This window comes from Pelotalea chapellei (assembly GCF_018531195.1).
In the GTDB taxonomy this organism is placed as follows: domain Bacteria; phylum Desulfobacterota; class Desulfuromonadia; order Geobacterales; family Pseudopelobacteraceae; genus Pelotalea; species Pelotalea chapellei.
Genome location: NZ_JAHDYS010000003.1, coordinates 191,227 through 213,420, shown reverse-complemented (window position 1 = coordinate 213,420; position 22,194 = coordinate 191,227). Strand labels below are relative to the sequence as shown.

The 22,194-nt window shown below is 51.5% G+C and carries 20 protein-coding genes and 1 pseudogene; 14 read left to right on the top strand and 7 right to left on the bottom strand.

The annotated features are described in order from the left end of the window. Positions 1-2 precede the first annotated feature (2 nt). The 7 genes from KJB30_RS04320 to KJB30_RS04285 all read left to right on the top strand — a co-directional run bounded on the left by KJB30_RS04320 (position 3) and on the right by KJB30_RS04285 (position 4,137). Complete coding sequence (locus KJB30_RS04320; RefSeq protein ID WP_214296708.1) at positions 3-1,238, top strand: tyrosine-type recombinase/integrase; 1,236 nt, start codon at positions 3-5, stop codon at positions 1,236-1,238. Beyond that, positions 1,235-1,858 (top strand): hypothetical protein, encoded by a 624-nt coding sequence (locus KJB30_RS04315; RefSeq protein ID WP_214296707.1) that lies wholly within the window; start codon positions 1,235-1,237, stop codon positions 1,856-1,858. Before KJB30_RS04320 ends, KJB30_RS04315 begins: the two co-directional genes overlap by 4 nt. Positions 1,859-2,302: 444 nt before the next feature. Beyond that, positions 2,303-2,695 carry a hypothetical protein gene (locus KJB30_RS04305; protein WP_214296706.1) on the top strand — a complete coding sequence of 131 codons (393 nt, stop codon included), beginning with the start codon at positions 2,303-2,305 and terminating at the stop codon, positions 2,693-2,695. 124 nt (positions 2,696-2,819) lie between these two features. After that, the gene (locus KJB30_RS04300; RefSeq protein WP_214296705.1) at positions 2,820-2,993 is read left to right on the top strand and encodes a hypothetical protein; all 174 of its coding nucleotides are present in this window, start codon (positions 2,820-2,822) and stop codon (positions 2,991-2,993) included. Then, on the top strand, positions 2,980-3,222 hold the full coding sequence (locus KJB30_RS04295; RefSeq protein WP_214296704.1) for a hypothetical protein: 243 nt from the start codon (positions 2,980-2,982) through the stop codon (positions 3,220-3,222). Before KJB30_RS04300 ends, KJB30_RS04295 begins: the two co-directional genes overlap by 14 nt. A gap of 59 nt (positions 3,223-3,281) precedes the next feature. After that, positions 3,282-3,869, top strand: a complete 588-nt coding sequence (locus tag KJB30_RS04290) for a hypothetical protein (protein WP_214296703.1) — start codon at positions 3,282-3,284, stop codon at positions 3,867-3,869. Further along, positions 3,859-4,137: a hypothetical protein gene (locus tag KJB30_RS04285; protein WP_214296702.1), complete on the top strand. Its 279-nt coding sequence runs from the start codon at positions 3,859-3,861 to the stop codon at positions 4,135-4,137. Before KJB30_RS04290 ends, KJB30_RS04285 begins: the two co-directional genes overlap by 11 nt. A gap of 144 nt (positions 4,138-4,281) precedes the next feature. Here KJB30_RS04285 and KJB30_RS04280 read toward each other — a convergent pair whose 3' ends face one another. Then, positions 4,282-4,833 carry a DUF5004 domain-containing protein gene (locus KJB30_RS04280; RefSeq protein ID WP_214296701.1) on the bottom strand — a complete coding sequence of 184 codons (552 nt, stop codon included), beginning with the start codon at positions 4,831-4,833 and terminating at the stop codon, positions 4,282-4,284. 72 nt (positions 4,834-4,905) lie between these two features. Continuing rightward, entirely contained in the window at positions 4,906-5,052 is a 147-nt protein-coding gene (locus KJB30_RS04275; RefSeq protein WP_214296700.1) for a hypothetical protein, read from the bottom strand. Positions 5,053-5,630: 578 nt separating this feature from the next. On the opposite strand from KJB30_RS04275, the gene KJB30_RS04270 reads away from it, so the two are divergent. Then, entirely contained in the window at positions 5,631-5,876 is a 246-nt protein-coding gene (locus KJB30_RS04270) for a hypothetical protein (RefSeq protein WP_214296699.1), read from the top strand. 409 nt (positions 5,877-6,285) lie between these two features. On the opposite strand, the gene rnk is transcribed toward KJB30_RS04270, so the two are convergent. Together rnk and KJB30_RS04260 are read right to left on the bottom strand one after the other, a co-directional pair. After that, positions 6,286-6,714, bottom strand: a complete 429-nt coding sequence (gene rnk, locus KJB30_RS04265) for a nucleoside diphosphate kinase regulator (protein WP_214296698.1) — start codon at positions 6,712-6,714, stop codon at positions 6,286-6,288. A gap of 294 nt (positions 6,715-7,008) precedes the next feature. Continuing rightward, positions 7,009-7,536 (bottom strand): annotated as a pseudogene (locus KJB30_RS04260) (squalene--hopene cyclase); the annotation flags it as partial. A 398-nt stretch (positions 7,537-7,934) separates the two neighbouring features. Here KJB30_RS04260 and KJB30_RS04255 point away from each other — a divergent pair. The 4 genes from KJB30_RS04255 to KJB30_RS04240 all read left to right on the top strand — a co-directional run bounded on the left by KJB30_RS04255 (position 7,935) and on the right by KJB30_RS04240 (position 14,560). Further along, positions 7,935-9,098: an efflux RND transporter periplasmic adaptor subunit gene (locus KJB30_RS04255; protein ID WP_214296697.1), complete on the top strand. Its 1,164-nt coding sequence runs from the start codon at positions 7,935-7,937 to the stop codon at positions 9,096-9,098. Further along, the gene (locus KJB30_RS04250; protein ID WP_214296696.1) at positions 9,095-12,211 is read left to right on the top strand and encodes an efflux RND transporter permease subunit; all 3,117 of its coding nucleotides are present in this window, start codon (positions 9,095-9,097) and stop codon (positions 12,209-12,211) included. The genes KJB30_RS04255 and KJB30_RS04250 overlap by 4 nt, the downstream gene beginning before the upstream one ends. Before the next feature lie 153 nt (positions 12,212-12,364). Beyond that, the gene (locus KJB30_RS04245) at positions 12,365-12,739 is read left to right on the top strand and encodes a hypothetical protein (protein WP_214296695.1); all 375 of its coding nucleotides are present in this window, start codon (positions 12,365-12,367) and stop codon (positions 12,737-12,739) included. 33 nt (positions 12,740-12,772) lie between these two features. Further along, entirely contained in the window at positions 12,773-14,560 is a 1,788-nt protein-coding gene (locus tag KJB30_RS04240) for a GspE/PulE family protein (protein ID WP_214296694.1), read from the top strand. A gap of 758 nt (positions 14,561-15,318) precedes the next feature. Here the strand turns inward: KJB30_RS04240 and KJB30_RS04235 are convergent. From KJB30_RS04235 to KJB30_RS04225, 3 genes are read right to left on the bottom strand one after another with little or no spacing between them, the layout of a single operon-like run. Next, the gene (locus KJB30_RS04235) at positions 15,319-17,799 is read right to left on the bottom strand and encodes a CxxxxCH/CxxCH domain c-type cytochrome (RefSeq protein WP_214296693.1); all 2,481 of its coding nucleotides are present in this window, start codon (positions 17,797-17,799) and stop codon (positions 15,319-15,321) included. After that, positions 17,796-18,287, bottom strand: coding sequence for a cytochrome C (locus KJB30_RS04230; protein ID WP_214296692.1), 492 nt, complete (start codon positions 18,285-18,287; stop codon positions 17,796-17,798). Before KJB30_RS04230 ends, KJB30_RS04235 begins: the two co-directional genes overlap by 4 nt. Next, complete coding sequence (locus KJB30_RS04225; RefSeq protein WP_214296691.1) at positions 18,287-19,630, bottom strand: hypothetical protein; 1,344 nt, start codon at positions 19,628-19,630, stop codon at positions 18,287-18,289. The genes KJB30_RS04230 and KJB30_RS04225 overlap by 1 nt, the downstream gene beginning before the upstream one ends. Before the next feature lie 824 nt (positions 19,631-20,454). Here KJB30_RS04225 and KJB30_RS04220 point away from each other — a divergent pair. Then, positions 20,455-20,820, top strand: coding sequence for a helix-turn-helix domain-containing protein (locus KJB30_RS04220; protein ID WP_214296690.1), 366 nt, complete (start codon positions 20,455-20,457; stop codon positions 20,818-20,820). After that, complete coding sequence (locus KJB30_RS04215; RefSeq protein WP_214296689.1) at positions 20,817-22,121, top strand: type II toxin-antitoxin system HipA family toxin; 1,305 nt, start codon at positions 20,817-20,819, stop codon at positions 22,119-22,121. Before KJB30_RS04220 ends, KJB30_RS04215 begins: the two co-directional genes overlap by 4 nt. Positions 22,122-22,194: the final 73 nt, after the last annotated feature.

The window sequence follows — 22,194 nt, the reverse complement described above, 5'->3', positions numbered from 1 at the left end:
CCATGCCAAAACGCATTACGCCACTATCTGATACACAGGTGAGAAGTGCAAAACCGCAGGTTAAAGAGTACAAGTTGATGGATGGCTTTGGCCTTTTTCTGTTGGTTACTCCAACTGGCGGTAAGCTTTGGCGTTTTGATTACAGGTATGGAGATAAACGGAAAGCTGTGTCTTTGGGGGCTTACCCTGCAATCACGCTGGCTGATGCCAGACAACGTCGGGAGGAGGCAAAGAAACTTCTGGCGAATGGTGTTGACCCTGGCGAAACAAAGAAGGCACAAAAGGCTTCCCAAAGCGAAAAGGACGCAAACAGTTTTGAGGTGATAGCCCGCGAGTGGCATGCTAAATTTGCTCATACTTGGGTTGCAAGTCATGCACAGCACAAGCTTGAACGCCTGGAAAAGAATGTTTTCCCTTGGATTGGATCACGCCCTATTGCTGAGATAACAGCTCCTGAAGTGCTTTCAGTTCTTCGCCGAATGGAGGCACGCGGCATATTGGACACAGCACACAGAGTGAGATTTGAATGTGGCGCAATATTCCGCTATGCCATAGCAACCGGCCGGGTTGATCGTGATCCAGTTGCAGACCTTAAAGGAGCATTGCCACCAGTTAAAAACGGTAATTACGCTGCACCAACAGACCCCAAAGACGTTGCCCCCATACTTAGGGCAATAGACGCCTTTCAAGGCTCTTTTGTTGTCAAATGTGCTCTACAGCTCGCACCTTTGCTTTTTGTCCGCCCTGGGGAGTTGAGAGCTGCTGAATGGACAGAGATCGACCTTGAATCAGCGGAATGGAACATTCCAGCCGGACGAATGAAAAAGAAGATCGCCCACCTCGTACCCCTCCCACATCAAGCAGTTGAAATCCTAAAGTCCCTGCAGCCGCTTACCGGTCATAGCCGGTATGTTTTCCCCTGTCACAGATCCCCATTGCGATGTATGTCGGAAAATGCTGTCAATGCTGGTTTGCGTCGCATGGGTTTTGAGAAATCAGAAATCACTGGTCACGGATTCAGGGCAATGGCGCGAACGATTCTTGATGAAGTGTTACAGGTCCGGCCTGATTTCATAGAACACCAACTTGCACATGCAGTGAAAGACCCAAACGGCAGAGCCTACAACCGGACGGCGCACCTAGTCGAACGCAAGAAGATGATGCAGTTGTGGGCGGACTACCTGGACGGTCTGAAAGCCGGAGCCAAGGTTATAGATATCAGGAGGGAAGCTGCATGACCGGGTATCGAGCGAGGGATATAGATGAACTTCTACAAGATCCCGATTTCCTGACATCACCAGACTATCAGTGCTATCAGAATCTTGTTGATCAGGGGGCTTACCCGACCGTAAAAGACGCCATCTTGTCTTTTGTGGCAACCGCCATGCAGGTTCGTGTCGAGGATCATGCCGCTTGGTCTGATGAAATTAATGCAGCTATTGAAGCAGAGCGAGAGGGCAGAATATTTCCCCCCATGCCTCGCATTGCTGGCTCAATCGCCGATGTGCTGGAGATGGGCACGCCTCACCTGATACCAGAACCAAGCTGGCGCATGTTGATTGATTTCCTCTGTGGCACTCATCGAGGAAAAAAGGGAAGGCCAAGGAATGACTTTGATCGGGATTGCGATGCCAAGATTTTTGAGAAGTATGAACGCCTTCTTAAGGCAGGGTTCTCGCCATCCAGGGCACAAGCATCTCTTGAGGCTACCGAGCAACTTGATCGCAGAACAGTACAACGTACTTTAGATCGAGCTAAAGCAGACAGGGAAGGTTCTGTACTTCATGCTCAGTTAGCAACCCATGATATGACCAGGTTCTTTTTAGCTGATGATGGAGGAGAAACTGACGGCATATAATCCGAGAATTTAGCGCCGCTGACTATCACACCCCTCTGCACTAATTTGGCCTCCAAGGAACACAACAAATCTTTGGAGGCTTTCCCAAGTCTTATTCCACTCTACCGTCAACCGGTTATGTCCGCCTTTCCCAAATCATTGGCAATCCTAAAGCAGATCCTCCAACCCCAGCCATCATACCTGTTGGAAAATCAACTTGGTGGGCAGGTGTAAAGTCTGGCCGTTTTCCGCGCCCTGTAAAATTGGGGCCTGGCACAACTGCTTGGCGTGTTGAGGACATTCAGGCACTCATCAAGCAATTTGCTGAATGTAACACCGCTAACAACTAACCACAGCTTGCAGGGATAGGCGCCGGCTTGCAACCGGAGCTGATAAGGCGGGACGTTCCACTCGTTTTCCCTGCATTAAGCCAGGAACGCATATTTTGCCAAAAGGAACTAGGCTATGAAAAAACCCCTACCACACTTTGCATGTTACCCCGGAGATTTTTTTGCAGATCCACGTTTCAACCGCCTGCCGGGAGAGGTCCGCGGGACATGGTGCCAGCTTGTCTTCTTGATGTGGCACCAAGGACATGAAACGCAACTTGCTGATGATGATGAAGAAATTTGCCTATACCTCAATTTAGATATGGAAGTTTGGCTAGAACATCGGAACGAGCTTGAACGTGTAAAACTGTTACGGGTGGATACCCAGATGCGTCGCCTTTACAACAACAGACTCGAGAGAGAATACCGTATTGCTGATAGCAAATGCCAGACACAAAGGAGCAAAGCCATTAAGCGATGGCATCCAGATGGGGAGAATGCAGAAAGCATGCTGGATTCAGGGGGGTAATGCGACGGTATGCCACGGTATGCCACGGCATGCCGACTATCTCTTCTTATATCATCTCATATCCTATTTTCTCTTCTGTTTGTAAGTAGGAATCATAGGTAATTAGTTAATAAAGGGTCCTCCCATGCCCACCGACTACCACACCAGAATCAGAAACAGCCTCAACCGCTGGGGCAAACGCCAAGAGCAGCGGGCAAAAAAGGCCGCTACCACCACAACCGACATGAGCGGTTGGTACCAACCGGAACTCATCCCCCTCTCCGACAATGAAAAGGAACCACATCATGACCAGAACTGACCACCTTATCAAACAGGCCCAAACGATGCCGAAGAAGGCAGGCCGCCAGGAGTACATCAAGCACCTGGAGGGCAAAACCCTGACACGCCGTCAGGCAATCCGCGCCAAGTGCTTCGAGTGTGTAGGCGGTAACGACTCCAGACCATGCACGATTCCCACTTGCCCGCTGATGGCTTTTAGCCAGTGGAATAGTAAGGATGAAGGGAAGGATGAGGGGGAGGACATATAAATTGCTGGGAGCGCATGCACAGGACATCCCAGAACATAGAATAACGCGGAGCGTGACGCATGACAGACTACAAAGGCATGAAACTGACTGAGCTACGCCGACTGGCAATCCCTAAGAGGGAAAAGACCCCACTATGGAGCGGTGCTGAATTAATGGACGCGCCCAAAGAGGATATTGCCTATTTCCTGAAAACTGGGGCTGTGCCACCACTGACCTGCAAAGAACAGGGCGAGGGGATCATCAGACTCAACAGGCGGTCATTTACCAGGGACGAGTTCAGAGCTGTAGCAATGGCGTTGGGCATCGTTACTGAAAATCAGGCACCACAATATCAGGAACGACCCAAGGCCGGGGCCAGAAGAACCGGAAGGCCGGCGGCATCACTACCGGATGATACAAAGCCATTACTGGAAACTTTCAGGAATGCCAACAGGCAGGGGCAAGCATTTTACCGGACCGGCAAGCACGGTGTCTTTGCAAGGCGAGATGAACTATCAGAGGAGTTTCGACAGATCGGACGGGACCGCTTGGAAAAGCTGATTGGTGGAATGCTCCAGGCTGGGGAGATTGTGACGGCAGATGGCAAACTGACTGTTCCTGAAACCTTTCAGGAATGCAAAATACAGGGAGGTAAGCATGCACATTGAAAAGAACGGGATACGATATTTCCGGCTTCCGGACGGTGATCTTTTGCCGACGGATCGGGATGGAGAACAGGTGCTTTTTGTGGCAGAGAACGGAAACGAGGAGGTAAGGCTAATTCGGAAGCTTTTTAGGGGTATCCCCTACCTAGACCTTCGCAAATTCAGGGGGACCGGGGAAGATGCTAAACCTACCACCAAGGGGTTTATTGCTGACTTTGATGTTTGGGAACAACTGGCACCTATCATCTCCAAAATTTTTGAAAAAGAGTAGATAACTGGGGGGAGCGACCGTCTCCCCCCTTTCTTTTTCTACCCCTTAACACACTACCTATTAGAATCTTATTTCCCTAGGGAATCTGTACCGTATGTATATAGGGGCCATATGGGCGATATAATTTGTGTCCTCGGTGCTGAGTTATTGCGTTGGTTTTAGAACAGATACAGCGTTGAGCCCTTTTAAGATAATTTTTGATTTGGTAAACAAGAGTGGCAAAGGGTAATAATCACCAACTACACCTCCACTGTTTCGGAATGCAGTTCCCCCACCGGGTACAGCAGGGTTTAGTTGTATTATTCCGGACAAATCAGGGATAACTTCTATGAGTGAACCTTCAATTATTCTCCAAGTACCGGTAAATAGGCCATCAACCGGGCATGCAACTCTAAATGCACCTGATATAACAGTAAAAGTACCGTCATTGTTAAAAGTGACCTTGCCAGTGACATTCTCAGGATAGTTGGTCACATCCCAAGTGCCGACCAAGGTTGATGGCGACAATGCCGGCGCAAGTTCTTCAACCATTGATTGCAAACTGGTAGATGACAGCCTGGTTTTAGTATTATCAATCGCCACATTCGACGCCAGAACTTTGGCTGTGGTGTCTACGGAATCCGCATTTGACGCGGTACTACAGCCGCTACAACAAGCAGCTGCAATGAGAGCCAGCACAACACAAATCTTTTTCATCTTTCCTCCGGTGAGTTATTAATCATCTTTGTTTCGGCTATACTGTGTGGCCAGCTACAGTTGGCACTCCATCTAGGCTGTAGAATCCCCCTCCAGTTCCTCTGCCAGTGCCTCTCCCTTGGCTATCTTAAGCATCTCCAGCGGGTCTGTAATCTGAAGCGACTCCAGGAAGAGAAATTTAACGCGAGGACATACTATCAATCCATGAAGTTGTGTCAATTTTAATTATCAAATCTTTTAAATTTTAGGTAACTTGTCCTGTTTTTGAATAACGACATAAAAATTGTCAATCCGGCAACTTCTGAAAATGGGGCGGATTTGCGAGGGGGGGAGTCCCATTCAGGTTGGGCGCCGCGGCAGGCAGAGGGTCATAGGGTAGGGGGGTGGGGGTACTGCAATTATGGTAAGCTAAAGCGTTGAGATGAAAGACAGGTCTCTCCCTTGCCGCCCGGTGTTAGATCCAGGCAGATCTGCCTTGTGACAGTCTGACAGCAGACCGGTATTTGGTGTTAGCATCTGATGGCACCAATGATGGATGTCAACCGCGCCACCTTGGGTGGTAGATTGGAGGACTGAGCCGCTATGGTATCGACAGGGCAGCAGACGCCGAAAGCATGAATATCAACGTCTTGCCGGCCACCGCATACAGGTATCATCCAAGATGGGTTTCAATGCCACTCAAGATATATAAGTCATTGAAAATAAAGGAAAAAGTTGCTTGACAGGGGGTATTTTTATGCAGTCGTTTCCGGGCATGCTAACAGATGTTAGCACCAAAACGGAAAGGAGATCATGCTATGAAGTGCGCACAGGAGGTTTACACTGGAACCATGGAGGATCTGCTGAACAATGACGAACTCATGGTAAAGCTGTCTGGAGCTGATAGGGATATCCCTGCGTTCAACAGATTGAGTAGGGAGGAGTTGTTGCAAACAATTGCCAAGGCCTCTGAAACTATCAGGGAGTGTCAGACTGAGATAGAGAACGCCACCAGACGATTGATGGACACTGGATGCAAAGTGATCCCCCTGCGGGCTTTGTAAAGCCACTCCAGATAATGCAACAAGGCCGGGAACCCGTGACGGGAACCTGGCTTTTTTTGTAACTGCCGCCATTGTTTTTAAGCTAAGAAATAATTTTTAGGGGTATCTTTGGAGGTTGAGTATTTTTTTTGTCATTAAAAAACTCGGTTTAACAAGTGTTTATGCAATCAGTATTATCCCGGCTTCGCCAACAAATAATCCAACAAGATGTAAAGAAGTACTAAGCCCCTTGAAATAAGGGGCTTTTTTTATTTGATGTCTTTTGAGTCTATTCTGGTATGGATGAATCCAGTGGTCTTTGGGGGTAAGAAAAGCTACTGTCATTTGGTGCTTACCTGGCAATCCAATAAACGCAGGCTATTGAGTGTCAGGTAGCTTCTATGTGTAAAGTTTTTTCCCGTTGCAGTGGCTACAGATGGAAATCACCGGCAGCTTCCGGTTGGTAGAGGATGTTTTTCACTTTCAATTTTTTTATTCCACCAGGCACATGCCACGTGATCTGGTCTCCGGCGCGGTAGCCTATCAGGGCTGTCCCTATCGGGGCAAGTACCGAAATTTTGCCACTATCAAAGTCGGCATCACCCGGAAAAACAAGCGTATAGACCAAATTTTCTCCTGAGTCCATATCCTGAAGACAAACACGAGAATTCATGGTGATTACATCTGGCGGGATGCCGGCAGGAGTTACCACTTCTGCTTTGACAAGTTCCTGTTCAAGTTCTTCCAGGTATTTGCCGTCACGAGATGATCTGCGCTTCGTATCCTCAATAAGATACTCCAGTCGCTCTAAATCGAAATCTGTAATAAAAATCTGCCTGCTGTTGTTTTGTTTTTTCATGGTATTACCTCGCATTTTTTTTATTGGCTCAAAAAAAACCCCACCGGCTTTGGGCCGGTGGGGTTTTTGATTGACTTGATCTAAAAAGAACTAAGCATCTCCCTCCGGCACAGGCGAAATCTGTGCATCATGACGAGCCGGCACGATTTCCATCAGGCAGGTTTTAAGCTTGGATTTAAAGAGAATGTTCGATGACATGGTAATGATTCCTGTTATTTGCTAACCAAATTTTCTTACAAACTAGCACGAAGAACGATGGGAGTCAATTGAGGCTGCAGTTGCATAAAATGCAGGTTACGCGTTTCGGGTGTCTTTTATCCAATCCAGCATCCTACAGAACTGTTTTTCTCGTACATTTTCCTGAACTGTAGCCTTGCCGTTTAGGTACCTGGAATAGATCGCTAGCGCCCAGACCGGGAAGAAAAGGCTGTAACCGTGGTAGCGCAGGTAGAATACCCGCGGGAAACCGGTGCCGGTAAAGTGCTTCTCGTCCCAGCCATTGCAGTAGCTTTCCGTCAGGTATCGCACACCGTTCCTGACGGCGCTGTTACGCCACTCACCGGTTGCCATCAGAGCCATTAGCGCCCATGATGTCTGTGAAGCTGTGCTGGCGCCGCTTCCGGCCAGGGATGTGTCATCATAGCTGGCGCAGGTTTCCCCCCAGCCGCCGTCGCTGTTCTGGCAACTGATCAGCCACTCCACCGCTTTTCTTACATAGGGGGCATCCATATTCTCACCGGCCTGGTGCAACCCTGAAAGCACCGACCATGTGCCGTAGATGTAATTGACACCCCAGCGTCCGAACCAGCCGTCAAACTGTTCCTGCTCCTTCTGGGATTATTCAAGACGTTAGTTTGTCTGCCGGTGTTCTTTGTGATGGTAGTTCGCGTGTGAGAATAGCAATAAGCTTCCTTACCAGTTCCGGTTGCTCCCATAAGCAGTACAGTAATTGTTCAGCAGTATCCCGGGTATCCGCGATCTCCACAAGGTTTTAGTTTTTGTCTCATGCCGCACTAACTATAGGCCATGAGTATTTCTGACGCCTGCCATTCTCAGTTCGTTGGACGATCTCCTTTTTGTACGTATCAGAATTTTGAAGTTTCCAATCGGTTCCTAAGAATTATTTTCTTTAGTAGTAGTTGATTAATACTGGATTTTACATTTGCTAAGGATTTAATATACGCAAATTCCGATGAAGTACTTTGTGGAGAATTTTTAATATGAAATTCAAGAATCTTTCAGTTGTGGTTTTTGGTCTGGCAGTAATGCTTTCGGCCTGTTCTGCCAAAAAACAGGAATTGCCAAAGGGGCGGCCAGCCGCATTGGTTGTTGTAGCTTCATCGTCCCAACAGAATGTACCGATACAGCTAAAGGCAATTGGTACCATGGAAGCATCTGAAAGCATCGCAATCAGGACCCAGATCAGCGGGGAATTGACTATGGTAGCTTTTCGCGAGGGGCAGGATGTGCAGAAAGGAGCACTTCTCTTTCAGCTTGATCCGAGAAATTACCAGGCAGCTGTTCGCAAAGCCGAGGCCAACCTGGCTCGAGATCGTGTCATAACTGCAAATGCGCGCAAAGATTACGAGCGATATTCGCAACTTGTTAAAGAGGGGATCGTCACGCATGAACAGGCAGAAGGCTACCGCACCAAAGCCGATTCTGCTGCCGCTGACGTTGCTGCCGACCAGGCCGCAGTCGATAGTGCTCGAGAGATGCTCAATTACTGCACCATTAAGGCACCCATCAGCGGACGTCTCGGAGTACTGGCCGTGGATCGCGGCAACGTAGTAAAAGCAAATGAAACTGTGCTCGTAACCATTAACAAGCTGGTCCCCATCAATGCAACATTTACCATCCCGGAAAAAGACTTCCCCGAAGTACAGCGGCATATGGCTGCAGGAAGGATTGCGATAGAGGCTGAAGTGCCTGGGAACAGCGGTGTTCGAGAGCAGGGTACTATTACGTTCATAGACAATTCTGTCGATTCAGCCACCGGCACTATCAGACTCAAGGCGTCATTTGAAAACCGACGCAAGCAGCTTTGGCCCGGACAGTTTGTCAATCTGTCGATGATCCTTGCCATGCGAAACAATGCCGTGGTGGTTCCCAGCCAAGCAGTGCAAACCGGCCAGAAAGGTCAATTCGTGTTTGTGGTCAAGCCTGATGCAACAGCTGAGCTCAGGCCGGTTGAAACCGGTCCCGTTTCCCAGGGCATGACAGTTATTGAGAAGGGACTACGTTCGGGTGAGCAGGTTGTGGTTGACGGCCAGATGCGCGTAGTGCCTGGAGGCAAGGTTCAGGTCGTAAAGGCTGGTACCGGTGACCAGGGACCAGGTTCTGGTAAGGCAGCAACTGAGGGCACGGGATCGGGTCGAAAATGAATCTCTCCGAGCTTTTTATACGACGGCCAATCATGACCAGCCTGGTGATGTTGGCGATCATGATCTTTGGAGTCTTTGCCTATAGATTGCTGCCGGTCAACGATCTTCCCAAAGTAGATTTCCCGACCATCCAGGTACGGGCAGACCTGCCTGGTGCCAATCCGGAAACCATGGCATCTGCTGTCGCGACACCATTGGAACGCCAGTTCTCAACTATTGCCGGCCTCGATTCCATGAACTCCACCAATGGTCAAGGCATCTCGATCATTGTTCTCAAGTTCAACCTTGACAAGAGTATTGATTCGGCTGCCCAGGATGTGCAATCTGCCATCTCCAAGGCGGCTCGCCAGTTGCCTCAGGATATGCCCAGTCCGCCCTCTTACCAGAAGGTCAATCCGGCTGATCAGCCGGTGCTCTATCTGACGCTCAGTTCACCAACACTGCCGCTTTCCCAGGTCAATGAATTTGCTGACACGATCATCTCGCCACGCATCTCCATGATCAATGGCGTAGCACAGGTGCTGGTCTTTGGCTCTCAGAAATATGCCGTGCGAGTGCAGCTGGATCCCAAGGCGCTCACCAGCCGTAAGATCGGTATGGACGAGGTGGCTGCAGCTCTGGACAAAGGTAACGTCAACCTGCCTACCGGAGGACTGCAGGGTGACAAGCAGGCCTTCACCATCCTGGCCAGCGGACAGCTTTATAACGCCGAAGCATTTAAATCGCTGATCATTGCCTGGCGTGGCGGTGCTCCGGTCCGGTTGCAGGATGTAGCCACCGTTGTGGACAGTGTTGAAAATGACAAGGTTGCAGCCTGGTACAACACCAAAGGGGGCTCCACCCGGGCCATAGTCATGGCCATTCAGCGCCAGCCCGGTACGAATACTATTGAGGTTGTGGACAGCATCAAAAAGGAGATTCCCGGCTTTCGCAGCCAACTACCCGGTTCGGTTCAACTGAACATACTCTTTGATCGGACCGAGACGATCCGTGAATCGGTGGCGGATGTAAAGTTTACCCTGGTCCTGACGATCTGCCTGGTGATCCTGGTCATCTTCCTTTTTCTGCGGAACCTTTCGGCCACCGTGATTCCGAGTCTGGCGCTGCCGCTTTCCATCATCGGCACCTTTGCCGTCATGTATGGTCTCGATTTTTCGGTCAACAACATCACCCTCATGGCCCTGACCCTTTCGGTAGGATTCGTTGTGGACGATGCCATTGTCATGCTGGAAAACATCGTCCGCCATATGGAGCATGGCGAATCGCCGATGCAGGCTGCCCTGCGGGGATCAAAGGAGATCGGATTCACCATACTCTCCATGACCATCTCGCTGGTGGCGGTCTTCATACCGGTGCTGTTCATGGGGGGCATGCTGGGCAGGATGCTGCACGAATTTGCAGTTACCATCACTTTTGCCATCCTGATCTCGGGGGTAGTATCCCTGACCCTGACCCCCATGCTTTGCAGCCGTTTCCTGAGACCGCCGGCCGAACAGAAGCACGGTTCGCTCTACAACTTCATGGAGCGCTTTTTTAACGGCATGCTGCACCTCTATGAACGCTCTCTTTCCAAGGTGCTCCGATTCCGGCGCGCAACGGTTGTTCTGACTCTGGTCATGACCCTTGTAACCATCTGGCTGTTCAGGGTCATGCCGCTGGGTCTGCTTCCTTCCGATGATATCGGCGCCATCAACGCCACTACCGAAGGGGCACAGGGAATCTCCTTTGAGGAACTGAAACGTCAGCAGCAGAAGCTGGTGGATATCGTGCTGCAGGAGCCCAATGTCGAAGCCTTCATGTCGTCGGTGGGGGCCACGGGCAGTCGTGTCGGCGGCAACAGTGGATCGATGTTCATCAAGCTCAAGCCGCGCCATGAACGGACCCTGAATGCCGATCAGATCATTCAGAAGCTCCGCACCAAGGTTATGGCTGTGCCGGGCATCATGATGTTCATGCAGAATCCGCCACCCATACGTCTGGAAGCCACCACATCCAAAGCACCCTACCAGTTTGTGCTGCAGAGCCCGGATACCGAGGAACTGTACCGTCAGGCAGGCGCCTTTGAAATGAAGCTGCGCGGCATGCCGCTGCTGCAGGATGTCACCAGCGATCTGCAGATGAAAAACCCGCAGATAACTCTTGATATTGATCGTAACAGGGCCGCCTCCCTCGGTATCAGCGTCGACCAGATCGAGAACACGCTTTACTCGGCCTATGGTACACGCCAGGCGACTACGATCTACTCTCCCACCAATCAGTACAAGGTGGTGATGGAGCTCGAGCCGCGTTATCAGTCGGATCCCGCCGCCCTGGGGCTGCTGTACGTCCGCTCCACAAGCGGACAGCTGGTCCCGCTCTCTTCCCTGGGCACACTCAAAAACAGTTTGGGTCCGCTATCGGTCAATCATCTCGGTCAGATAACAGCGGTGACGATTTCCTTCAGTCTCAAGCCGGATGTGCCGCTGGGAAATGCGGTAGCTGCCATCGAAAAAGAGGCTGCATCCTTGCCTGCCGCCATCACGACAGGCTTTCAGGGCACGGCCCAGGTATACCAGGCCTCGACCAAAGGTCTGGCGCTGCTGCTGATTATCGCCATTTTCGTAATCTACATCGTGCTCGGCATTCTTTACGAGAGTTACATACATCCCATCACCATCCTCTCCGGTCTGCCCTCCGCCGGTTTTGGAGCCCTTTTGACACTGCTGCTCTTCGGCAAGGATCTGAACCTCTATTCCTTTGTGGGTATTATTATGCTGGTGGGGATTGTAAAGAAGAATGCCATCATGATGATTGACTTTGCTCTGGAGGCCCAGCGCAACGAGGGCAAAACACCCTTGGATGCAATCTATGAAGGCTGCCTGGTCCGTTTCCGTCCGATTATGATGACCACCATGGCTGCTTTGATGGGGACCCTGCCGATTGCCATCGGGTTTGGCGCCGGCGCGGATGCACGCAGAAGCCTGGGTCTGGCTGTTGTCGGCGGCTTACTTGTGTCCCAGCTGTTGACGTTGTACATTACCCCGGTGGTTTATTACTACATGGACCGTTTTCAGGCTTGGGTGACAATAAAGTGGAAAAAAACTGCAGCGGTGCGTGAAAGTGCCGATGAATAAACAGTGCAGCGAATAACACTGAGCAACAGAGAAATCAAAATAAATGATAAAAGGTCATTCGATACTGAATCAAAAAAACTACGAGTTCCTGGAATTACCTCCGTTGCTCGGTTGCTCCGTGTTTTAAGTTTAATGATAAATGAGTGAGGGCCAATGGCCAAGACAGCTGCAATAAAAGTGTCTGTAGATATCGAGTACATTGTGATCGGCAATGCGCTCGGGTTGCTGATCGCCAGTGGTGGTCTGCTGGCTGGTGTCATGGTACACGAGAGAAGTTTCGACTATTGGCCGGAAGACCTTGTGCCGCTTCTGCTGGCAGGTTTCATGGCTTTCAGGCTTATGAGGAGTTTCACGGCCGCTGTGAATGCCTCGTCAGCTCCGGTGCATCGTCCCCAGTCAGCAAGGCAAACCGTCACCCCTGAACCTGTTGCCATGGGACAGCTCCCGCCTGTGCCGGGATACACGGCTGAACAGGTGCTGGAAGCAGTTTCCAAGCGCATTGAAGCCAATAAGGGCAAGGCCAAATAGTCTTCGCCGTAAAAACTACGATACGATCAAATCATGCCCTTACCCGAAAAACTAACCATTGAAAACACAACTCGGCTTCTTCAGCACTGTGGTCTGCTCGACCCGGATCAAGCTACACAGATCATCTCATCGGCAACCGCCCAGGAGCACCGGTTTTTTGCAGCCCATCAGGCAGGTGCTTCACGCAGAACACATCCTGCCGAAGTAGTCACTCCTGCCGAGGTTATCGCGTCTTTCGGTGTTGAAATCAAGACCTCACCCGGAAAATATCTTACGGAAGATGTCATTACCGAGGCTATAGCTGCCAAGGTAGGATTGCCCTACCTGAAAATCGATCCGCTCAAACTCAACCTTGACATCGTAACTGCCCACATCCCACGCCCCTTTGCACTCAGACATCTGATTGTAGCCATTGCCGAAACCAACGGCTTGATTACTGTTGCAGTGGCGGATCCTTTTAACAAAGCGATTATTGACGACCTTGCCGAAGCCAGACGTCTGGAAATCCGTCGGGTGCTCAGCTCCAAGAGCGATATCCTCAAAATACTGCGTGAATTCTATGGATTCCGCGCCTCGGTCATGGCGGCTGAATCGGAATCAACTGCTGCCGTAGACCTGGGCAATCTGGAACAGTTCTTTAAACTCAAAGGGCGTCACGAGCTTGAAGAGACTGACAAACATGTGGTTTCGGCTGTGGATTTCCTGCTGCAGTACGCGTTTGACCAACGAGCCAGCGATATCCATATCGAACCCAAACGCGAGAAGTCATTGATCCGCTTCAGGCTGGATGGCCTCATGCACAATATTCACGCCATTCCCAAGCTGATGCATGCGCCGATTGTCTCCCGCATCAAGCTCCTGGCACGCATGGACTTGGCCGAAAAACGCCGCCCTCAGGATGGCCGTATCAAGACCCGTTTCAGCAACAAGGATATCGAATTGCGTGTTTCCACCGTACCGGTGGCTTTTGGCGAAAAGGTGGTCATCAGGATTTTCGATCCCGACATATTGCTCCAGGATCTGGACAGCATGGGCTTTTACCCACGCGAAATGGCGCTGTACAATTCATTCATCCAGCGGCCTAACGGCATCATCCTGGTCACAGGACCTACGGGTAGCGGCAAGACGACGACTCTTTATTCGACCCTGCGTTCGCTTTCCTCGCCTGAGGTCAATATTGTTACCGTTGAGGATCCGATTGAGATGGTGATGGAGGAATTCAACCAGATCGGCGTGCAGCAGGGCATTGGTGTTGGTTTCGATACCATACTGCGCAACATTTTGCGCCAGGACCCCGACATCATCATGATTGGCGAGATCCGCGATCGTGAAACTGCTGAAAATGCAGTTCAGGCAGCCTTGACAGGTCATCTGGTGCTTTCCACCCTGCACACCAACGACTCGGTCTCCTCAATCATCCGCCTGTTGGATCTGGGAGTGCCCCCTTTTCTGATATCTGCCACAGTGATTGGCATCGTTGCCCAACGGCTGGTGCGCAAGATCTGCCCCCATTGCACGGTTGAACGGGAGCTGACCGGGGATGAGCGCGACTATCTCCAACTTGGTGAAAAACGTCATGTGGTGCGGGAAGGGGAAGGGTGCAAGGAGTGCCGTGGTACAGGCTATAAGGGGCGTACCGGCATTTTTGAGGTACTGGAAATGAGTGATCGTCTTAAGGCCAAAATACGGCCATCGGTCGAGCTGGCTGATCTTGCGGCCGTTGCCGGAGAAGATGGACTGGTCACCCTGCGCCAGGTTGCGATCCGCAAGATGCTGGAAGGTGCCACCACTTATGAGGAAGTAGTGGGCATGACAGGGTAATGCAAGAACCTTTTTAGCTTCACAATTACTTCACGATTTTTTAGGCTAGAAGCAAGATGTGTGGAAAGGTTTTAACTGCTCTCTCGCCCGCTTCGCTCAAGGCGCCAAGACGCTAAGAAAATCAATATTTAATCAGAATTACTTCTCTTAGCGGCTTTGCGGCTCCGCGTGAAAAAAATCAAAGCCTAGGCTTTTTAGCCTCACGATTACCTCACGATTTTAAGGCAAGAACCGCAAGAAGCTTACATCTTTTTTTGGGTTTTAAATCCGGCCTTTTCGAGGCCTTTTCGTGAGGCTGAATTGTTTTTCAAGCCTTTCTCTGCGAAACTCTGCGACTCCGCGTGAGACAGCCTTCAGAAATCTTTTGCAGCTTCACGATTACTTCCCGATTTAAAATCCAAAGTTCAAAAACCATCTCGCGCAGCCAGAAGTAGGTGCCTCTAGGCAAGTCGCAGAGGACGCGGAGAGAGCAACAAAACCTCTTGGAAACCCCACCTTTAGCTTCGCGATTATTCCTGATCAGAATCAAAGTCGTTAATCCGGCTTCTTCGAGGACTCTTCGTGAGGCTGAATTAGTTTTCAAGCTTTTCTCAGCGTTACTCTGCGACTTGCCTAGAGGCACCTACTTCTGGCGGCGCGAGAAACGATTTCCATGAATCTTTTTCAGCTTCACGATTCCTGTCTCTATGTAAGACAATGAAGGCTCCGCCGGAATTCCGGTGGAGCCTTTTTGTGTTAAAAGTGTCCGCGAAAGGGAGTTACCAAGTTTCTCCTCCATGGCAGGTGGGCGTGCAGCCCTTCGTAGTCGGGTTCCAGCTCGTAATGCTGGTGCCTGCTCCCCCAACCTGGGCAGTTGTGCTCTTGGTTCTATTGGACCAGCCGTGGCGAGTATCGCCTGTTGTGAATGGATGGCACGTGGTGCATGTCCGACCAACGTGTCCCGCTCGGTTATGTTCTCCTGCTCGATTCGGGAAAGAGTTCGGAGCACCAGAGGGTCTTCCTGCCAGCAGAGCGCTTCCGTCATTTGCGGCAGAGCCATGACAGTCCGAACACTTGGGATCAGTAGTAGGATTCGCGTTCAGGTGACAGCCACGACAGTTGGGGGGAGTGGTTCCCGACGGAACTGCCGGGTAGGGACTGCCGGCAGCAAGGGGTGGATGACATGCCAGACAACCGACACCAGTGGTGCTTTTGTGGGATGCTCCCGGGTATCCGCCAGCCCCTAATGGTATGGCATGTGGTGCACTACCCGATGAAACCTCAAGTGTGCCGTTAATATGCTGCGCCTTGTTTACAAAAATAGTGGCATAGCTGTTGCCGGTCGGATTGATGTTGCCATGACAACTGCAGGTGGTGCCAAGGCTTGCGGTGGCAGGAAAGCCGGCAGGGATGGTGATTCCTCCCGGATGACCGGAGGCGGCGGTTGGCGGGAAGCCGTGGCATTTATCACAGAACGCTGCCGAGAGCACCGGAGGATATGTTGCCCCTGTCCAGACAGGGGCTCTGTTTGTTCCGGTCGTATCTCCACCCGGCATTGCATTGCCGTGGCAATAGGTATTGGTGCATTGTTGAGTCGCTGAATTGTAAGCAGGGACAAGACTGCCGGTTTTCGAAAGTGTGTTGAAAGCGATACCTGCAATCTGTGGCGCCGGCTGCAGCTTCGCCTTATTGAAATGGCTCAGCGTGCCGGAGCCGAAACCAAGATGACATTCATTGCATAATGAACCTGCCGCCACATTGATGATCAGGTGGTTTGAGTGCGCTCCATTGATATTCGGGTAAACCGTTCCGCTGGGGGGCTGGGAGTGGCAGGAACTGCAGGGATCGGCATTATTGATGGTTGACGTCGGCAACGCCGCCAGATGGCAATTCTGGCATCTGGGACCGATACCACCCTCCAGATTGGCACCGTGACAACGGTTGCAGACATCAAAGTTTGTAGCGGTCCGGTGCCGGAACCAGGGGGTGCCGAGGGGGTCGAGACTGGTGATGCCAAAGCCGGCGGGAATCTGCAGCACTGGCGGATGAGCGGTGTTGACCCCGTGACATGTTTCGCAGCCGGCAGTCAAACGGCCTAAAACGACATTGAAACGCGGGTTGCTGCCGGGCCCGCCGCCGGGATTGTTGGAGTGACAGGTTTGGCAGTAGGTCAGATTCGCCTTGGCGGTTGCGCCATGCTGGGCTGGATCGGCCCAACCTGCGGGGTGACCCATTGAAGCGTGGCAAAGGGTGCCGTTGAAACAGCCCGGCGTACCGCCGGCATAGCTGGTAATGATAGCTGTTCTGAGATTGGCCCCCTTGAGATGGCATTGGGCACAGACAGCAGCGTTCGATCCCTGGGCATCGTCAACCGTGGAAGTGTGAGTCGGAGCGGGTGAGGTAGCGCGCCAGGGGAGAGCCGCATGGGGAGCGTTTACGGGGCTGCCGTTGCGTAGATGGCAGCTTCCGTTCTGTGAACTGGCCGAGAAACAACTTACGCCAGTGGAACCACCTTTAAAATCATTACCGTGACAGTTTTTACAGTTTGTAAAACCGACGCCGGTGCCTGGTTGCGATTTGGCGGCAGTTCCATGCTGCGCGGGGTTGATCCAGCCGACAGGGTGAAGTCCGCCATGGCAGAGGGTATTGTTGAAACAGCTGGGAGGAGTTCCGGCCGGCTGTGCAGGCGGCGCAGGAAGGTTCTTGAGCAGTCTGCCGCCGGCATGGCACTGGTAACAGGTTGCTGCATTACCCGGGTCTGAATTGGAATGACTGCTCGTGGTGCTGGTTGCCCAATTCTTTGCATGGGGTGCACTTATTCCATGACAGGTAAAACAGGATACCGTCGACAAAAATCCCCCAGCGAAACCGCTTCCGTGGCAACCGCTGCAACTGTCGAGGCCGCTGGAGAAAGTAGGAGCTGCTTTGGCAGCTGCACCATGCACCTGAGGAGTGGCATAGCCAGCTGGATGGAAGTGGCACGTCATGGCACCGAAGCTCTGGCTGAAGCAGCTTACCTTCACGTTGCCCCCTTTAAGGTCTTTGCCATGGCATTCGGTACAGTTGGTTGACTGGGCGGTGGCCGGATTGTCGGTGGCCCCGGCAGTCTGCCTGAAGAAGGAAGCGTGTTTCTGTACCCAGTTGGCGGGATGTTTGCCACTGGCATCAAGAATGGTCGCTTTGTCGTTTCCCTTGGAGCATGACACCAATGTCAGCACGCTAAGTACCAGAAGGATTGTTTTGAATGGTATCTTCATCATAGGTACCTCGCTCCCTGGTGGCAGGCCACGCAGCGGTCGTTATTGCCCCGTCCGTGGCAGCGGTAACAGGAGGCCGGGTCAACCTTGCCCTCGATCTTGTGCAAGGTCATGAAATCACCCCGGTGGGGCAGATCCCGATCAGGCCGGTTTCCATATTTAAGGGATGGTTTCATTTCGACCCGGTTGGTGTGACAGTCGCTGCAGAAAGAGGTCTTGTGGCAGGAGGAGCAGAGTTGGTCATTGCTTTGGGCGTAAAAACGATGATTTTTGACAAACGCCGGGGTATGGGTGAAAGCTTCCAAAGGTTTGAGCGTGCCTTTTTGCTGGTCTTGGTGGCACTCGGAGCAGTCGGCTTGTTGGCCGATAGTCAGGGCCTGGGGATGGGAGACGGGCTGGCTGGTGATGGCCTGCATCCGGGCACAGGCAGCCAGCATAAAAAACAGGCCGATCAGGGCCAGAATGGGAAACAAGGGGCGGACCAGGTTCATTATTTTCCTCCTTTGCCATCAAAATTCATGTTGTAGGTCAGGCGAAGTAACCCCCTTAAATCCTCGGTGAACTCCGGATTACGGCCATAGCTGATATCTCCCGAAAGGGCCAGGGCAGGGGTGAGGTGATAGCCCAGGGAGAGTGTCCCTTCCCATGCATGTTTTTCGTCATAGACCTTGTTCTTGAAAATATAATCGATGGCATCCACCGCAGCGAAATAGGTCTTTGTGTCGTGCAGGGCATAGGCGCGCAGGCTGTGGTATGAGGCGGAGGTGTTGCTTGCGATGGCAAAATTCTGGCCTGCTCGCAGGTAGTGATAACCCAGGCCGCTTCGCACTCTATTGTTCAGGAACGAGAGCCGCAGATCTGCACCATAGCGGTCGGCATTGCCCAACTGGCGGGTGTAATGCCGATAGTCCGCCGTTAACCCCACTGTCTTGTTAAAGTCATAGGAAGCGATGCCACCCACCGAGCGCGACCGGTCGGCCGGATTGAGAGCCGAGCCGGAGAACAGGGACCAGGCATACAGGTAGCTCCGGTCGCGGTATTCATTGAATTCGCCGGACAGTACCAGCTGTTGGAGCGGTTTCAGGTTGAGCAGGTAGGCATGTTCGGCCATTTTGTGGGTTTCGATGTTGTAACTGGAGTGGCCGATGATTTCCATGAAGCGGTAGGGGCTGAACCAGATGTCGCCGCCTGCCAGACGGTGATTGCTGCGGATATCTCCATTGGGAGGGGCCTGAACCGGGGAGGCATAGTTGGCCAGGAGCGGCGCCTTGGACTCGCCGACTGCAGAAACTCCAATCTCCAGTAAGCCTTCGTGACGATAATTGATACGTCCGCCCACAATGCCATCTCCCTTACCGTCACTGGTTTGTCCCCATAGATGCCGGGTATGCACTGTGGCACCACCAAAGGCTGAGATGCCGAATCCCAGCGGCAGGTCTGTGCGCAGGGCAAGCCCATCCACATGTTCATTTACAATCCCCTCATGCACAAACAGCCTTCCTGCCCGAATGTCGGCATTGGCGTGGGTGAAACGGTACTGAAGGTAGCCATAGGTTAAGTTGCCATCTGCCCGGTCGGTGTTATAGCTCTTGTCGGCCAGATCCACCCGTCCCCAGCCGGAAAGGTGCAGGGAGAGGTTGCCGTCACCAAGCTTGTTGACGTCAAGGTTGAGAAACTGTGTTGCGGGCATAATGTCCTGGGTTGAGGAACCACTGACACTGCGTCGTTCGATTCGGAGGATGGTGGTGGCGTCAAGGGAAGTTTCCGCCGCAATGGCGGCGCTGGACACCAGCAGGGATGCGGCTGAGAACAGGCTGCAGAAGGTTTTTTTCATGGGCACGCTCCTTTCATCGAATAGGCATTGCAAAAAAAAAGGGTGTTTAAATGGTGTTTCGATAGCGGGATGACCAGATGGAGTGGAAGACACGTAAATTAGAATATGTTGCTTAATAATATTTATGTTAGAAAAAAGCAAGACCATAATTGGATGAAGGCGATTGTTTTTATCTTGTTGGGTGGGGAAGTGTGGCCAGGCTGGACGATTACTTCTCGATTTTAAAGTCCCAAAGCTTAAAAGTCATCTCACGCGGGGACCGCAGAGGACGCGGAGAGAACAACAAAACCTCCTGCTTAGAATCAAGGTGTTAAATCCGGCCTTTTCGGGGATTTTTCGTGAGCCTAAGCCTACTTTTTGAATTCTAGCCAAAATCGGGCTACGCATGCGACGCCCCTACGAGAAACCTACCTTTTCAAATCTTAGCCTCACGAATATTTCCTGATTTAAAATCCAAAGCTTAAAACCATCTCGCGCAGAGCCGCAGAGGACGCGGAGAGAACAACAAAACCTTCCGGTAGTCTATAATCCGGCTTTTTCGAGGATTTTTCGTGAGGCTGAATTTGGTTTTAAACTTTCTCTGCGTTACTCTGCGACTCCGCGTGAGACAGCTTTTCAGGAATCCTTTTCAGCTTCACGATTACCTCACGGCTTTAGAGCCGAAGCATGAAAATATCTCACGCAGCGAAAAGTAGGTGCCTCTAGGCAAACCCCAGAGGACGCGGAGAGAACAATAAAACCCTCCGTAATTTTAATCGTCATATTAGGCGATTTATTCAATAATAAAGCTTGTAAGTCGTCATGCTTTACGATAAGTAGAATATATGAAAATCCAAAATGATTTGAGCGATATGACTGTGCTTGAGGAGCTGGGCCACCGCTTATCTAAGCAACGATTGGACTTAGGGCTGACCCAGGCGGGACTTGCAATCAGCGCCGGTCTTGGAAAGAGAACCATAGAAAGGCTGGAGGCTGGCAAGTCTGTCCAGTTAGATACATTGGTGCGTATATTACGAGTCCTGAATGTGCTTGACCGAATGGATAGTCTGATTCCGGATGAATCGGCCCCGCGACCAATGGAACTCCTAAAGCTCAAGGGAAAAGAACGGCAGCGAGCCTCAACCAACCCTAAATCGGCAAAAGAAAGTAAAAAACCACTGAAACCCTGGGTATGGGGAGATGGTGAATGAGTACTGTAGCGGAAGTCAGACTCTGGGGGCGTACCATTGGGGCTGTCGCTCTGCCTGGCGGTTCTGAAGTTGCTACCTTTGAATATGATCGGGACTTCATCAACAGCGGCATCCAAGTCGCTCCCTTGATGATGCCGCTTGCTCCCCCAGTGTATTCATTTCCTGCTCTGGCACAACAGACCTTTCATGGACTGCCGGGCCTGCTGGCGGATTCGCTGCCGGACAAGTTCGGTAATGCGCTGATCAATACCTGGTTGGCAGCTGAAGGGCGTACTCCCGGGTCTTTTAATGCTGTCGAGCGATTGTGCTATACCGGCACGCGGGGCATGGGGGCATTGGAGTATCGACCCACAATCGGGCCTCGGACAAAAAAAGCTTCCAGGATCCAGATAGACCGGCTTGTGGATCTGGCATCCGAGATTTTGTCCCAGCGCAACGGGCTTAAGGGTTCCTTTGGCAACAAAGATACAGAAGAGGCGCTCAAGGATATTCTGAGGGTGGGGACTTCGGCTGGCGGAGCGAGAGCTAAGGCGATTATCGCCTGGAATCCAAAAACCAATGAAGTTCGTTCCGGTCAGGTCACGGCAGATGCCGGTTTTGAATACTGGCTGCTGAAATTCGATGGCGTTTCCGGCAACAGGGACAAAGAGCTGGAAGACCCCAAAGGGTATGGCACGATAGAGTATGCTTACTATCTCATGGCAACTGCAGCCGGCATAACGATGAGCGATTGCCGGATCCTCATCGAGAATGGCAGGCACCATTTCATGACCAAACGTTTTGATCGGTTGTCTTCCGGAGAAAAACTGCACATGCAATCCCTGGGCGCCATTGCCCATCTGGATTACAACGCGGCAGGCGCACATTCCTATGAGCAAGCCCTGTTGATAATCCGTCAACTGGGCATGCCCATGGCGTCGATCGAAGAGATGTTTCGCCGGATGGTCTTCAATATACTGGCGCGCAATCAGGATGACCACGTTAAGAACATTGCCTTCCTTATGGACAAGCGTGGAGAGTGGTCGCTTTCGCCGGCATTTGATGTTACCTACAGTTATCAGCCGTCAGGGATATGGACTTCATCTCATCAGATGACCATGAATGGCAAACGCGATGGTTTTGGTTTAGAAGATTTTCGGGCTTGTGCCAAGACAGTATCAATGAAGCGCGGCCGGGCTGAAGCAATCGTAGAAGAGGTTCGTAGCGTAGTAAGGAATTGGCCGGGATATGCAGAAAAAGCAGGAGTCTCGGATGCCTGGGCGAAAGCTATCCTCGGAACTTTGAGGCTGGAGATTCGATAAATTACGTGTGAAAGCCATATCACGCGGAGAACTGCAAAACACCCTGAAAAACACCACCTTTTAGTTTCACCAT

Bases quoted from the DNA above. Each gene is read 5' to 3' on its own strand.
- KJB30_RS04255 (WP_214296697.1), top strand. From the start codon at position 7,935: ATGAAATTCAAGAATCTTTCAGTTGTGGTTTTTGGTCTGGCAGTAATG.
- KJB30_RS04270 (WP_214296699.1), top strand. From the start codon at position 5,631: ATGAAGTGCGCACAGGAGGTTTACACTGGAACCATGGAGGATCTGCTG.
- KJB30_RS04300 (WP_214296705.1), top strand. From the start codon at position 2,820: ATGCCCACCGACTACCACACCAGAATCAGAAACAGCCTCAACCGCTGG.
- KJB30_RS04240 (WP_214296694.1), top strand. From the start codon at position 12,773: ATGCCCTTACCCGAAAAACTAACCATTGAAAACACAACTCGGCTTCTT.
- KJB30_RS04305 (WP_214296706.1), top strand. From the start codon at position 2,303: ATGAAAAAACCCCTACCACACTTTGCATGTTACCCCGGAGATTTTTTT.
- KJB30_RS04320 (WP_214296708.1), top strand. From the start codon at position 3: ATGCCAAAACGCATTACGCCACTATCTGATACACAGGTGAGAAGTGCA.
- KJB30_RS04220 (WP_214296690.1), top strand. From the start codon at position 20,455: ATGAAAATCCAAAATGATTTGAGCGATATGACTGTGCTTGAGGAGCTG.
- KJB30_RS04315 (WP_214296707.1), top strand. From the start codon at position 1,235: ATGACCGGGTATCGAGCGAGGGATATAGATGAACTTCTACAAGATCCC.
- KJB30_RS04290 (WP_214296703.1), top strand. From the start codon at position 3,282: ATGACAGACTACAAAGGCATGAAACTGACTGAGCTACGCCGACTGGCA.
- KJB30_RS04230 (WP_214296692.1), bottom strand. From the start codon at position 18,287: ATGAACCTGGTCCGCCCCTTGTTTCCCATTCTGGCCCTGATCGGCCTG.
- KJB30_RS04280 (WP_214296701.1), bottom strand. From the start codon at position 4,833: ATGAAAAAGATTTGTGTTGTGCTGGCTCTCATTGCAGCTGCTTGTTGT.
- KJB30_RS04285 (WP_214296702.1), top strand. From the start codon at position 3,859: ATGCACATTGAAAAGAACGGGATACGATATTTCCGGCTTCCGGACGGT.
- KJB30_RS04250 (WP_214296696.1), top strand. From the start codon at position 9,095: ATGAATCTCTCCGAGCTTTTTATACGACGGCCAATCATGACCAGCCTG.
- KJB30_RS04215 (WP_214296689.1), top strand. From the start codon at position 20,817: ATGAGTACTGTAGCGGAAGTCAGACTCTGGGGGCGTACCATTGGGGCT.
- rnk (WP_214296698.1), bottom strand. From the start codon at position 6,714: ATGAAAAAACAAAACAACAGCAGGCAGATTTTTATTACAGATTTCGAT.
- KJB30_RS04295 (WP_214296704.1), top strand. From the start codon at position 2,980: ATGACCAGAACTGACCACCTTATCAAACAGGCCCAAACGATGCCGAAG.
- KJB30_RS04245 (WP_214296695.1), top strand. From the start codon at position 12,365: ATGGCCAAGACAGCTGCAATAAAAGTGTCTGTAGATATCGAGTACATT.
- KJB30_RS04235 (WP_214296693.1), bottom strand. From the start codon at position 17,799: ATGATGAAGATACCATTCAAAACAATCCTTCTGGTACTTAGCGTGCTG.
- KJB30_RS04225 (WP_214296691.1), bottom strand. From the start codon at position 19,630: ATGAAAAAAACCTTCTGCAGCCTGTTCTCAGCCGCATCCCTGCTGGTG.